This window comes from Microbacterium sp. NPDC090281 (genome assembly GCF_044769635.1).
Classification (GTDB): Bacteria; Actinomycetota; Actinomycetes; order Actinomycetales; family Microbacteriaceae; genus Microbacterium.
The window spans coordinates 984,998-998,698 of sequence record NZ_JBIVYH010000001.1 but is presented as its reverse complement, the minus strand read 5'-3'; the positions used below and the strand labels follow the sequence as shown (position 1 = coordinate 998,698).

The following is a 13,701-nucleotide window of genomic DNA, read 5'->3' as shown; positions in this document are numbered from 1 at the left end:
ACCATGAAGGAATGCACAACCTCGAAGGAGCAACGATGTCCCTCACCCCCGCCAGCTGGTTCCCCGGAGCCGCACTCGGCATCTTCATCCACTTCGGGCACGCCGCCCGCCGAGGATGGGAGCTCTCGTGGCAGCTGACCGGAGGCGTCGAAGGACAGTTCCCCGCCCGGGAGCCGGTGCCGGCGGAGGAGTACTTCGCGAATGCGGCTCTCTTCGATCCCCAGGGTTTCGATGCCGCTGAGTGGGCGGATGCGATCGCCGCGACGGGCGCGACCTACGCGGTGTTCACGACCAAGCACCACGACGGCTTCGCGATGTTCGACACCGCACTGAGCGACTACTCCATCACGCGCACCTCGCCGTTCGGGCGCGACATCACGCGCGAGCTCGTCGACGCGCTGCGCGCCCGCGGCATCCGGATCGGCTTCTACTTCTCGTTCCCCGACTGGCACCACGAGGACTACCCGCGGATGACGGATGCCACCACCACCAAGCCGTACCGGATCGGCTCCTACGTGCGCACGTCGCCGGCGCAGTGGGCGAGGTTCCACGCGTTCATGCGCGGCCAGATCACCGAGCTGCTCACGAACTACGGCGACGTGGCCGTGCTCTGGTTCGACGGTGAATTCGAGCACACCGCCGAAGAATGGGACTTCGCCGGGATACGCGAGCACGTCCGCTCCCTGCAGCCCGACTGCCTGGTGAACGACCGCTGCCTCGGCCAGGGCGACTTCCTCACCCCGGAGCAGCAGCTTCCGGACGCGGCACCGGCGCAGCCCTGGGAGGTGTGCCTCACCATGAACGAGTCCTGGGGGTGGACTACCGACGACGAACGCTGGAAGAGCACCGCGACGATCCTCGACCGCTTCATCCACACGATCGCCGCCGGCGGCAATCTCCTCCTCAACGTCGGCCCGAAGGGTGACGGCACGTTCCCCGCGGAAGCGAGCGAACGGCTCACCGAACTCGGCGCGTGGGTGTCGCGGAACCGTGAGGCCGTGTACGGCCTCACGGCCGCACCGGATCGGATCAGCGGCCCCGTCCCGCTCGCCGCCAGGACCGCCGACGACGGCATCCGGCTCTTCGCATACTGCACACTGCGCCCGTGGGACCGCCTCGTCCTCCGCGGGGTGCCGGTGCGGCGTGTCCGCGGCGTGCGGGTTCTCGGCACCGACAGCGCCCTCGAGTACGAGGCCGTCCCGAGTCTTCCCGACGTGCACGCGGGGTCGACCGATCCCCGCGGAGACCTCGAGATCACAGTGCCGCGGGATGTCGCCGACAGCCTCATGCCGGTGATCGAAGTACACCTGGCACCGCTGGCCTGATCCCCTCTCGGCGCGCCCGTCCAGGCCGGCAGTCACTCCGCCTCGGAGCCGGTGGGTCTTGCGTTCCGGAGGATGCTACGCGTACCATCGCCAACGATACGCGTACCATGCGTGTCGTCCTCGAGAGATCAGTCGCAACGATGCGGAGACCCTGATGAAGACCATGCCCGCCAGGCGCGGAACCCGCGCCCGGATCGCCACGATGGCGGTCGCCGCTCTGGTCGGAGGCCTGCTGGCCGCCACCGTCCAGACGCCGGCGATCGCCGCCACCCCCACCGTCCCCCTGCCTCAGGCGGCGGACTTCGAGCAGCCGATCACCCTCCTCACCGCGAGCGGCGAGCTCTCCCCGGGCCTCGCCGTCAACCGCCCGGCGGCGCAGCCCAAGCACTTCTGGACCGACGGCTTCATCGACGGCAGCCGCTCGGTCACCTGGTCGGTGTCGTCCACCCAGCCGACCTCGTACCGGATCTCGCTGCTCGCAGACCTCGGCACCGGATCCACCCTCACTCTCACGTCGAGCGCCGGCGCTGTGGCGACGATCACGACGACCGCATCAGGGTGGACGCGCACGGATGGCGGCGAGATCGCCCTCCCCGCCGGGACGAGCACGCTGACCCTCGCCCACACGAGCGGTTCCGGGCAATCGATCAAGTCGATCGAGCTCGTGCCCGCCGGCGCCTGGGCCGACTACCAGGCTCGCGTCGCCGCCTTCAAGCAGGCGTCGGAGGCGACCAGGGTCGAACTCTCCGAGTCCGGGATGGGACTCATGTTCCAGTACGGGGGATGGTCGTTCCCCGCGACCGGGGCCAACCCCGACCTCGAGACCCACACCGATGGCTTCGACGTCGAGGCGTTCGCCGACCTGGTCGAGGAGGCAGGAGTCGAGCACGTCATCTGGTCGATCACGTGGTGGAACTACACGATGCAGGCGCCGATATCCGCGGTCGACGACATCGTCGGCAACGGGAACCGCACCGCGTCACGCGACCTGATCGGCGAGCTGGCCGATGCGTTCGAGGAGCGCGGGATCATGTTCCTGCTCTACTACCACATCGGTCAGGACGAGCACCTCGGCTACAACTCGACCGACTTCTGGCAGGCGCAGCAGTGGCCGGACACGTTCACCCCGACCGGGCTCGGCGACCGCTCCACCGCGCTCGAGAACTGGAAGACGATCGTCACGCAGATCGGCGAGCGCTACGGCACGAAGCTCGACGGCTGGTTCTTCGACGACGGACTGATCTACTACCCGGCCGACTTCGAGGAGCTTGGTGCGGTCGCGCGTGCAGGCAACCCCGCGCGCCTCGTGTCGTGGAACAACTGGATCGTCGCCGACTACACCGAGTTCCAGGACGTGGCCTTCGGCGAGGAGGGGTGCGTCGACCGACCGGGAGCGGGTTCGCCCGCCGTGGGCGGGGACGGCATCATCGTCTCCGGCAAGGATGCGGGCCTCCTCCAGCACTGCATGCAGCGGATGGAGCAGGACTGGGGAGTCAACAGCGCGAACATGCCGATCACGACCCAGCAGACCGCGGCCGGGCTGCAGTGCTCGGTCAGCGATCGCCTCGCCCGCAACGGCGCGGTCAGCCTGAACCTGATGATGCACTACCCCGGAGTGCCCTCAGCGACGTCGATGGCCGAGATCGAGAAGCTGGCGGCGGGTCCCGTCGCCCCTGAACCCGACGCACTGATCAACAACACCGAGTGCGGCATCTCATACTCGGAAGGCTGGGCCACAGCGAGCAACCGCACCGGCGCCGGGGACCACCTCCTCGACGTCACCTACACCCAGACGCTCGATGCCTCGTTCGAATACGCCTTCACCGGCACCGGGATCGACGTGCTCGGCCCGATCGACTCGGCCGCGAGCGTCGGCGATGTCTACATCGACGGGGCCAAGGTCGACTCGTTCTCGCTGACGGCACCGTCATACACTCCGCAGAGCGTTCTGGCATCGGTCCAGGGCCTGCCTGCGGGTTCGCACACGCTGAAGGTCGTCCGCACCGGCGGCTCCTACCTGCAGCTCGACGCCCTGCGGATCACCGCCGCTCCCCCGGAGGTCGCCGTCGAAGCCACCGTCGTCGCGACCTGCCGCGGCGCGAAGGCGTACCTGAACGCATCGGTGACGAACGGCGAGGGCGCGCCCGTCTCGGTGAGCATCACCACCGCCTACGGCACGAAGGAGATCGAGAGCGTTCACGCCGACAGGACGCGAGACGTCACGGTGAAGACGAAGCTCAAGAGGATCCCGGCAGGGACGACGACCGTCACGGGCTCGACAGCAGACGGCCGCACGTTCACCCGCACGATCGAGTACGCCGCCGTCGCCTGCCGCTGACGACGCACGACCGGGTGGGCGGGTGCCGGCTCCACATGAGCGAGCACCCGCCCGCCCGCGCATCCGCGCATCCGGGCATCCGGGCATCCGGGCTCAGCGCATCCCGGCTCAGCGGGACGACGGCTCAGCGCATCTGGGCTCAGCGGGACGAGGGCTCAGCGGGACGAGGTGCTCGCGCGCTCGACGAGAACCGTCGGGATGACGTCAGCCTCGAAGACTTCCGAGGTGCCCTCGATCGCTCCGACCAATGCCGACACCGCGCGGTGGGCGAGGGCTTCGAAGTCCTGACGGATCGTGGTCAGCGGCGGGCGGTAGTTCGCGGCATCCGGCACGTCGTCGAAGCCGATCACACCGACGTCCTCCGGCACGCGACGGCCGGAATCGGCAAGCGCCCGCAGCAGCCCGAGCGCCATCTGGTCGTTGGCGCAGAAGACGGCTGAGGCCGAGGCCAGCGCCTGCCCCTGGGCATAACCGGAGTCCGCGCTCCAGTCCCCGCGGACGACGGCGGGAGGACGGATGCCCGCTGCGATGAGCGTCTCGCGCCACCCCCGCTCGCGCTCGAACGAGGCGAAGGAGTCGGCGGGTCCCGCGAGGTGGTGCACGGTGGCATGTCCGAGGGCGAGGAGCCGACTCGTGGCCGCGGACGCGCCGCCCGCGTGGTCGCTGTGCACCGACGCGAAACCGGCGTCGATCGGCGCATCGACCACGACCAGACGCAGTCCCGCTGGACGCTGCGCGTCGGAGACGAGCGCCGACGCCTCGTTCAGGACGATGGCGCCGTCGACCTCCTGCTCCGCCAGTCGGTCGAACGCTTCGGCGACGCCGTCGGCCGCTGTCACGAGGGTGAGAGCGTATCCGCGTTCCGCCGCCGCTTCGGCTGTGGCCTGCAGCATCCGAGAGTTGCCGACCGTGGCGAGCGTGGTGACGACGAGTCCGATCGTCTGCGAGCGGCCGGTGCGCAGAGCGCGAGCCGCACGGTGCGGGCGGTAGCCGAGCGCGGCCATCGCGTTCTCGACGCGCGTGCGGGTGTCGGGGTCGACTCGTGGACTGCCGTTGACGACCCGCGAGACCGTCTGGCCGGAGACCCCGGCGTTCGCGGCGACCATGGCCATCGACACGCGGCCCGAAGACTGCCGTTGCCGCGCGGGGCCGGAGCCCTCGACCTGGTCGTGTTCGCTCTCGGTCACCGACATCCTCCGTCCGCAGCGCCGGTCGTCACTCGGGTCACGACTCGGGCTCACATACCCACCGTGTTGACGTTATCACGGCTCTGTGCGTACCATGTTTACGTGAACACGCACGATCTTCCCGAGTTGAGCTCCGAGACGCTCGGCGCCGGCGTCGTCAAACGCGCCACCACCCTCGCCGACGGCCGAGACCTCATCTACTACGACGATCCCGGCACCGCGCTCGGAGCCGAGCGCGCGGTCGATGCCCGTACCCTCGACCCTCGCCCCGACACCGCGACGATGCGCCTCGACGTGCTGACCGGAGATTGGATCACGGTCGCCGCGAACCGGCAGAACCGGGTCATGATGCCAGGCGTGCACGCCGACCCTCTGGCGCCGCAGACACCCGACAACCCGTCGGAGGTGCCATCGCGCTACGACGTCGCGGTGTTCGAGAACCGCTCCCCCGCATTCGGCCCCGCACTCGCCGCGGCCGTCGGCACCGCGCCGGAGGCCTCGAACCCCCCGCGCGGGCTCGACGACCTCGCAGCTCTCGGCCTCGGGCGCACCCGCACCTCTGTCGGGCGGTGCGAGGTCGTCTGCTTCAGCCCCGAGCCCGCAGGCTCGTTCGGCACGCAGACCGTCACCCGCGCCCGCACCGTCATCGAGGCCTGGGCCGATCGCACGGCCGCGATCTCGCAGCTGCCGGGCATCGAGCAGATCTTCCCGTTCGAGAACCGGGGCGAGGCGATCGGTGTGACTCTGCCGCATCCGCACGGTCAGATCTACGCCTACCCGTACGTGACTCCGCGCACCGCCCGCGTGCTGGAGTCGATCGACCGCACCGCGCCCGACCTGTTCCAGCGCATCCTCGAGTCGGAGCAGGCCTCCGAGCGTGTCGTGTTCCAGGGCGAGCACTGGACGGCGTTCGTGCCGTTCGCCGCACGCTGGCCGCTCGAGGTGCACCTGATGCCACACCGCCACGTGCCCGACTTCGCCGAGACGACCGAGGCAGAACGCGACGAGCTCGCGCCCCTCTACCTGCGGCTGCTGCGCGGCGTCGACGCCCTCTACGACTCCCCGACACCGTACATTGCGGCCTGGCATCAGGCCCCCGTACACGTCGGTCGCGACACCGTGCGGCTGCACCTGCAGCTGACGAGCCCTCGCCGAGCCGCCGACAAGCTGAAGTTCCTCGCCGGCTCCGAGGCCGCGATGTGGGCCTGGGCCGCCGAGGTGCCGCCGGAGCTGGGCGCAGCGCGCCTCCGCGACGCGATCGAACGCGCATCGCACGACCAGAACGACGCAGGAGCATCCGCATGACCGCCGCACACGACGCCGCACGAGCCCTCTTCACCGCACTCACCGGGCGCACCCCTGACGGCCTCTGGTCGGCTCCCGGCCGCGTGAACCTCATCGGCGAGCACACCGACTACAACGACGGCTTCGTGCTGCCGTTCGCCATCCCGCAGCGCACCGTCGCCGCGGTCGGCCTCCGCGACGACGATCGCGGTCGGGTTCTGGTGGGCTCGACCTTCGCCGATGAGCCGGTCGAAGTCGCCCTCGAAGATCTCGACCGGCTGTTCCCCACGGCGCCCGGCGCGCATCCGGCTGTCCCGGAATGGGCCGCCTACCCACTCGGCGTCGCCTGGGCTCTGCGTCAGGCCGCAGGCGCGGGCGGTCCGTTCGGTGGACTCGACATCGCGATCGCCTCCGACGTGCCAGTGGGCGCGGGGCTCTCGTCCTCCGCCGCGATCGAAGGCGCGACGGCATCCGCGCTGAACGAGCTGTGGGGAACCGGTTTCGACGGCACCGCCCTCGCCCGCATCGGAAGGCGGGCCGAGAACGAGGCCGTCGGCGCACCCACCGGCATCATGGACCAGATGGCGTCGATGCTCGGCGAACCCGACACGGCGATCTTCCTCGACTGCCGGTCGCTCGAGACTCAGCTCGTGCCGCTCGGCGTCGCAGAAGCCGGGCTCGCGATCCTCGTGATCGACACCCGCGTGAAGCACGCCCACTCCACCGGCGGCTACCGTGAACGCCGAGCATCCTGCGAACTCGGGGCCTCGATCATGGGCGTGCCTGCGCTGCGCGACGTGTCGATCGCCGACCTGCCGAGGGCTCAGGAGCTCATGGACGACGTGACCTTCCGACGGGTGCGCCACATCGTCACCGAGAACCAGCGCGTGCTCGACACCGTGCAGCTGCTCCGCGAAAAGGGCGTGCGGGCGATCGGCGACCTCCTCGTCGCGTCGCACGCCTCGATGCGCGACGACTTCGAGATCTCGACCCCCGAACTCGACACCGCTGTCGACACAGCACTGGCCGCCGGCGCACTGGGGGCCCGGATGACCGGTGGCGGGTTCGGAGGAGCCGCGATCGCCCTGGTCGAGCTGGCTGCCGTCGACCGTGTTTCGGCCGCGGTGAACGCAGCCTTCGCCGCCTCCCGGTTCGCATCCCCCCTGCTGTTCACGGTCACCCCGTCCGCCGGCCCGCGCCGCGACGCATGACAGAATGATCCATCGGGCCGCGACGACTCCGCGGCGGAAGAGGAGAGCAATGTCCTGGATCGTCACCGGTGGCGCCGGCTACATCGGAGCCCATGTCGTGCGCGCCCTCGCGGACGCCGGGCTGACCCCCGTCGTGCTCGATGACCTGTCCAGCGGAGTCGCATCGTTCGTGCCCGAGGGTGTGGCATTCGTGCAGGGCAGCATCCTCGACCGCGAGCTCGTCGAGAAGACGCTGCGTGATCACGATGCCGAAGGCGTGATCCACGTCGCAGGCTTCAAATACGCGGGTGTCTCGGTGCAGCGCCCCCTGCACAACTATGCGCAGAACGTCGAAGGCACCAGGGTCGTCCTCGAAGCGATGGAGGCCGCCGGGGTCTCGAACATCGTGTTCTCGTCGTCGGCCGCGGTGTTCGGCACCCCCGACGTCGCACTCGTCGTCGAAGACACCGCCAAGAAGCCCGCCAGCCCCTACGGGGAGTCGAAGCTCATCGGCGAGTGGCTGCTTCGCGACCAGGCCATCGCGACGGCAGACTCCGAGCGCCCGTTGCGTCACACCTCGCTGCGGTACTTCAACGTGGTCGGCTCGGCCGATCCGACGGTCTACGACGTCAGCCCGCACAACCTGTTCCCGATCGTGTTCGAATCGCTGCTCGCGGGGAAGACCCCCCGCATCAACGGCGACGACTACGACACCGAGGACGGCACGAACGTGCGCGACTACGTGCACGTGGGCGACATCGCCGCGGCCCACGTCGCGGCGGCTCAGCGCCTCGCCGACGGCCGCCCGATCGAGACCGCCTACAACCTCGGTTCCGGCGACGGGCTCAGCGTGAAGCAGATCATGGATGCCATGGTCCGCGTCACGGGCATCGACTTCACACCCGAGATCGGCCCGAGGCGTGCCGGCGACCCCGACCGCATCGTGGCGACCGGCGAGCTCGCAGCGCGTGACCTCGACTGGAGCATGCGGTACTCGGTGGACGAGATGGTGCGCACCGGGTGGGAGGCGCGGCAGGCTGCTGCTTCCTAGGCGTCAGAGGTCGCGGGTGCGGATGGGGTAGAGCCAGAAGCAGAGCCAGGCGAGGGCGGTGAAACCGAGCGGGACGACGGCCAGCATCAGGCGGATGCCACCGTCCACCGTCTCGGGCTGCGTGTCGCCGAGCGTGGCGTCGAAACCGGAGGCTGTCAGCACGACCGCTGCGACGATCGCCTGCAGCACCACCGAGCCGCGCACCACGAATCCGTTCACCCCGAAGTAGGCGCCTTCACGACGGTGGCCGGTGCGCACGGCATCCTCATCGATGATCTGCGCGAGCATGACCTCGAGCAGTTGCAGCAGTCCGCCGACACCCACGCCGACCGCCACACCGACCAGGGCCGCCCCGAGCACGTTCGACGGGGCGAGGTAGCCGAGCACGGCCACACCGAACACCGCGACGCTCCACAACACCGCGGTGCGAGGCGAGGTGCGACGCACGACCGCGCTCCACAGCACGATCGAGGGGATCGCGGTGACGAAGATGGCGCCGAGCAGCAGGCTGCCCTCCCCCTCAGGTGCGTGCAGGGAGTAGCGCACGTAGAAGGGGATCGCGGCGAGGATCACGGCGATCGAGGTCTGCACGAACAGCGATCCGAGCACATACGGGACGAAGGCCCGATTGCGGAACGTGTACTTCAGCTGGTCGCTCCAGCGCATGGCCGCGGATGCCGCCTCTGGAACCCGACGCTCGATCATCCCGCCGAAGAACGACCAGACCAGCAGGACCAGACAGACCGCGGCGAGCACGATGGCCATGCCCGGCCAGCCGATCGCGCTGTAGAGAGCGGGGGCACCGGCCGTGCCCAGCACCATGCCGAGGATCGCGAAGATCTGCCGCGGCACATTGCCACGGGAGCGCTCCTCGGTGGTGCGGAAGATCTCGGGGAACAGTGCCGAGATGTTCAGCACCACCACCACGAACGCGACGTCGTACACCGCGACGACGACGAGGAACCAGACGATGAGGCCCGCGACGGGAAGCTCCGGCGGCATCCAGACCAGCGCGAAGGCCACCACGAGCGGCACGATTCCGAGGCCGATCCAGGGGATGCGACGCCCCCACGGGGTGCGCAGCCGATCCGAGAGAGCGCCGACGACGGGGTTCAGCACGGCGTTCAGGATGCCGTGGACGATCATCGCCACCGCCACCCACCCCGCCGGCACCGCGAGGTGGGAGACGTAGAAGTAGACGACGAAGGCCGAGAAGGTCTGCGCCATGAGCTGCGTCGGGAACCCCGATGCTCCGAAGGCGATCGTCTGCCCTCTGGTGGGCGCCGCATCGAGGCGCCGGTCGCGCAGACGCTCGCGAAGCGACGTCACCGCGAGCCCGCCCGCTGCAGGTCGCGCAGGTCGCGCCACCCGACGCGCACGAGCGCCTCATCCTCGATCGCCTGCAGCACTGCCGGGTCGCTCAGCAGACGCAGCTCGTAGCCGCGCTTCGCGGCGCTGAAGTCGACGGCCGCACGAAGTTCGTCGTCATCGACCATCGGATGCAGGTAGATCTCGGTGACCCCGGCCGGCACGGCTCGCAGCAGAGCGATGAAGCCGTCGCGCATCTGCTCGTACGTCTCCTCGTCTGGTGTGCCTTCGGCGCGGAGTTCGAACGGATGCGACCACAGCCGATCGATGATCTCCACACCGATTCCGTCCGCGGCCGCCGCTGCGCCATCGAGCTGGGTCTGCAACGCGGAACCCTCGCCCACACCGTCCATGCTGCGGGGCAGCCGGAACGGGAGGCCGTGCCGTGCGGCGAGCTCGAAAACCGGACGGAGGAAGTCGCGGCCGGTGACGAGTCCGTAGACCGAGCCCATGTGATTGTCGACGTGGGTGACGTCGACCCCGGCATCGAGCGCCGTCTGCAGTTGGGCGGAGAGCTCGGCGGCGACATCCTCGTCGGAGGCGTTCTGCTCGACGGAGAGGACATCGGTCGGGAAGAATCCCGCGGCGTCGACGAGGCTCGTGGCGGTGCCGGTGAGCGGACGCCACCGGTAGCGAGCCCACTCGCTGGTGAGGACGAGGTGCACTCCGATGTCGAGGTCGGTGCGAGATGCAGCGAAGGCGAGGGCTTCCGGGGACCACGAGCACGGGACCATCAGTGTCGTCGAGTCGATCCGGCCGGCAGTCAGCAGGTCGACGATGGCGGTGTTCGCCGCATGGCACATGCCGAAGTCATCCGCGTTGATGATGATCGCCCTGGCTCCGGGGGCGAGCCCGAGGCGGTCGGCGAGGTCGGAGGGTGCGGTCATCGGGGGTCCTGTCGGGTATGGGCAGCGGGGGTGTTCGAGCGGGTGGTGCTCAGCGGGGGTGTTCGAGCGGGTGGTATTCAGCGGGTGGTGTTCGAGCGGGTGGTATTCAGCGGGTGCCCTTGGGAGCGGGCGTGAGGATGCGGGTGAAGAGTTCGCCTCGGAGCGCAGCGGCCGCTTCGTCGACAGCACCGACGAGCGGAGCCTCCGGACCGAAAGACGAGACGAGGAACCGGAGCGGGAGCTGCGCCTCGTACTCGTCGGCGATGCGCTTGATCGCGGTGACGAGTGCCGGGTGAGCCGCCTTGCCGCTGAGGATGAATGCCTCCGGGTCGAGCACCAGCCCCACGCTGCCGGCCACGAGAACGATCCGACGGGCGATTTCGGAGACGATCTGGATCGCCGCGTCGTCTCCCAGGACGGCCGCCTCCAGATGATCGGCCAGAGTCGCCTCGGCATCGCGGCCGACGCCGAGGGCGAGGTCACCGACCACAGCGTCTCCCACGAGGGGTGCGCCGATCGGGATGGGTGTCTGCGGAAGGTACATGACTTCGCCGGCGACGCCGGAGAATCCGCGGTGCAGGGTGCCGTCGATCACGAGGCCGGCTCCGAGGCCGTCGTCGAGCAGCAGCAGCGCGAAGCTGGCGAGGTCGCCGCCGACACCGGCTGTGAGCTCGGCGAGGGCGGCGAGGTTGACGTCGTTCTCGACGCGGACCGGGCAGTCGAGCGCCGCGGCCAGGGCTGAGCGGAATGCGCCCCCGTCGGGACCGAGGTCGTCGCGGATGCCTCCGTCTGCAGTGACGATGCCGGGCACCCCGACGACGGCGACGTGCACGGCTCCCTTGGCCGCCTTGACCGAAAGGCGACACCGGTCGACGAGCGCCACGATGTGCGTGACGCGATCGTCGGTTCCGGGGAACGCGGCGTGCTCTTCGGCACGCACGGTCCCGGTGGCATCGACGAGCACGACATGGGCGGCATGGTGATCGACGTGCACAGCGGCGGCGAACCCGAGGCGCGGGTGCAATTCGACGCGTCCTGCTGCAGGCCCACGCGTCTCGCGGTCGAGCCCCGCTGCGGCGACAGCGCCCGCGCTCTCGAGCATCCGCAGCACTTGGGTGACGGCGGTGCGCGACAGGCCGGTGGCCGACATCAGCTCGGCACGAGTCTGCGGACCACTGCGCGCGAGAGTCTCGAGAATTGCGCGGCCGTTGAGCGTGCGTAGCAGGCCCTGCGGCCCCGCAAGTGGTCTGGACATGTGCTCCCTGGAGTGTCTGGTCCTGCGCCGATGCCCGCCCAGCCTGCCACATCAGGTCGCACTAGTCGACACTTCGAGTCGCACTCATTCACGATCAATCCGACCTGCGGCAACGTCTGGTTCGAGCATCCGGTAGCCCCTTCGTTCACACGCGCACCTGCATGTTGATTCAGATGCGCACGCGCGTTCGGCGCGGGGATCTGGGAGCCGTGGTGGTGGTGGGTTGTGCTGTGCGCCATTGTCGGGTGGGGTCCCACCAGGCGGGGCCGCGGACGTGGGGGGCGCCTTTGTGCATGCGGATTTGCCATCCGCTGGTGGTGAGGGTGCGGTGGTGGTGCCAGCAGAGGGCGACGCCGTTGTCGGTGTGGGTGGGGCCGCCGTCGGCGTGTTCGTGGACGTGGTGGATTTCGCACCAGGTCGCGGGGACGTGGCAGCCGGGGATGAGGCATTCTTTGTCGCGGAGGGTGATCGCTCGGCGTTGGTGGGTGGTGAAGATCCGGTCGGTGGTGCTGATTCCGATGATGCGCCCGTGTGGGTCGAACAGCACTCGTTGCACGCCGCCCGCGCAGGCGGTGTGTGCGGCGACGCGGGTGGGAACCGGGGTGTCGATGCCGTCGACATGCGCCCATCCATGCCCGGTCGCATAGTCGTCGGCGGTGACCGACACGATCAGGGTCGGTGCGGCACCACCGAGGCGGGGCATGTCGTCGTGGCGAGCGGCGATGCCGAGGGCCGCGGCGAGGGTGTCGTGCTGTTTCTGCGCCCGGGTGCGGGCGTCGATCATTCGTCCCGGGTCTCCGGAGGGCAGGACGGCGTCGTCCATCCCGCCGGTCGCAGCTGTGATCGCACCTGTGGCCGTCGTCGCGTCGGCCTCGTCTGAGGGTCGGAACATGACTCCGGGGAGGGGTGGTCCGTCGACTTTCGGGTTCAGGTAGGCGTCGAAGATGCGTTGCAGTTGACCGGCGACTTCCGGGAGCAGCCCGCCCCGGATCGGGATCACCCCGTCTTTCGCCCGGCCGAGGATGATCCCGCGCGCCCGCATCGCGATGTCGTCCGCGGGCTCGGCGCCATCGGGGTCGAGGTACTGCACGATCACCTGCGCAAGGATCCGGAGGTCTTCCGGCGTCGCCGCCGGCGCGACGCCACACTCCACGCCCGCATCCGACCCCTCATCCGCACCCGCCTCGGCATCCGGGCCTGCGGTCGTGCCGGCGGCCGGGATCCCGCGCGCATACGCCGCGAGCTCCGCATCCGCGAGCAACCGGTCCGCCGTCCCGACCCGGCTCCCGGCCTGTTCCACCGGTCCGGTCGCGGCCAACACTCCGGCGACACCGACCGTCCCGTCCAGCAGTGCCGCCCGCAGTTCGGGCCACCGCGCGGGCAACCAAGCCCCCGACGACAAGTTCACCTCACGTCGCACAGCCTTGGCCGCCTTCACCACCCGCCCCGCACCCGCGGCGTCCGTGCGCAGCACCCGCTGCAGCAACTCACCCACCGTGCGGCACCCGAACTGTCCGCAGAACCCGACCTCTCCCGACCCGGCCGGACGCTCATCGACCGACGCGACCGTCTCCACGACCACCGCCTCCACCCGCCGCTGCACCTCGCCCGCCACCCGCAGAAGCTCCATCTTCTCCACATCATTCAGCCCCGCCACCACGTCAGAACGCAGCACCACATCCAGATCGGCGACGACCTGACCAAGCAGTTCCACGGGGCTGTTCATACCCGCAAGTCAACACGGAACCACCGACATTCAGACCCTCAAGAACCCCAGATCAGAGCAATATTCCAGAACACTCTCGAAGCCCATATA

The 13,701-nt window shown here is 69.5% G+C and carries 10 protein-coding genes; 5 read left to right on the top strand and 5 right to left on the bottom strand.

Annotation, left to right across the window (positions count from 1 at the left end):
* Nucleotides 1–35 precede the first annotated feature (35 nt).
* Nucleotides 36–1,325: an alpha-L-fucosidase gene (locus ACIQTX_RS04755; RefSeq protein ID WP_402969553.1), complete on the top strand. Its 1,290-nt coding sequence runs from the start codon at nucleotides 36–38 to the stop codon at nucleotides 1,323–1,325.
* Between the two features lie 154 nt (nucleotides 1,326–1,479).
* Entirely contained in the window at nucleotides 1,480–3,663 is a 2,184-nt protein-coding gene (locus tag ACIQTX_RS04750) for an alpha-L-fucosidase (protein WP_402969550.1), read from the top strand.
* A 155-nt stretch (nucleotides 3,664–3,818) separates the two neighbouring features.
* On the opposite strand, the gene ACIQTX_RS04745 is transcribed toward ACIQTX_RS04750, so the two are convergent.
* Entirely contained in the window at nucleotides 3,819–4,775 is a 957-nt protein-coding gene (locus tag ACIQTX_RS04745) for a LacI family DNA-binding transcriptional regulator (RefSeq protein WP_402972960.1), read from the bottom strand.
* Between the two features lie 177 nt (nucleotides 4,776–4,952).
* On the opposite strand from ACIQTX_RS04745, the gene galT reads away from it, so the two are divergent.
* From galT to galE, 3 genes are read left to right on the top strand one after another with little or no spacing between them, the layout of a single operon-like run.
* Nucleotides 4,953–6,155: a galactose-1-phosphate uridylyltransferase gene (gene galT, locus ACIQTX_RS04740; protein ID WP_402969547.1), complete on the top strand. Its 1,203-nt coding sequence runs from the start codon at nucleotides 4,953–4,955 to the stop codon at nucleotides 6,153–6,155.
* On the top strand, nucleotides 6,152–7,345 hold the full coding sequence (galK, locus tag ACIQTX_RS04735; protein ID WP_402969544.1) for a galactokinase: 1,194 nt from the start codon (nucleotides 6,152–6,154) through the stop codon (nucleotides 7,343–7,345). The genes galT and galK overlap by 4 nt, the downstream gene beginning before the upstream one ends.
* A 49-nt stretch (nucleotides 7,346–7,394) precedes the next feature.
* Nucleotides 7,395–8,375, top strand: coding sequence for a UDP-glucose 4-epimerase GalE (gene galE, locus ACIQTX_RS04730; RefSeq protein ID WP_402969541.1), 981 nt, complete (start codon nucleotides 7,395–7,397; stop codon nucleotides 8,373–8,375).
* A gap of 3 nt (nucleotides 8,376–8,378) precedes the next feature.
* On the opposite strand, the gene ACIQTX_RS04725 is transcribed toward galE, so the two are convergent.
* The 4 genes from ACIQTX_RS04725 to ACIQTX_RS04710 form a co-directional block, all read right to left on the bottom strand.
* Nucleotides 8,379–9,704, bottom strand: a complete 1,326-nt coding sequence (locus tag ACIQTX_RS04725; RefSeq protein ID WP_402969538.1) for an MFS transporter — start codon at nucleotides 9,702–9,704, stop codon at nucleotides 8,379–8,381.
* Nucleotides 9,701–10,630 carry a polysaccharide deacetylase family protein gene (locus ACIQTX_RS04720; protein WP_402969535.1) on the bottom strand — a complete coding sequence of 310 codons (930 nt, stop codon included), beginning with the start codon at nucleotides 10,628–10,630 and terminating at the stop codon, nucleotides 9,701–9,703. The genes ACIQTX_RS04725 and ACIQTX_RS04720 overlap by 4 nt, the downstream gene beginning before the upstream one ends.
* A gap of 106 nt (nucleotides 10,631–10,736) precedes the next feature.
* Nucleotides 10,737–11,885 carry an ROK family transcriptional regulator gene (locus ACIQTX_RS04715; RefSeq protein ID WP_402969532.1) on the bottom strand — a complete coding sequence of 383 codons (1,149 nt, stop codon included), beginning with the start codon at nucleotides 11,883–11,885 and terminating at the stop codon, nucleotides 10,737–10,739.
* Nucleotides 11,886–12,054: 169 nt separating this feature from the next.
* Nucleotides 12,055–13,611: a DUF222 domain-containing protein gene (locus ACIQTX_RS04710; RefSeq protein ID WP_402969529.1), complete on the bottom strand. Its 1,557-nt coding sequence runs from the start codon at nucleotides 13,609–13,611 to the stop codon at nucleotides 12,055–12,057.
* Nucleotides 13,612–13,701: the final 90 nt, after the last annotated feature.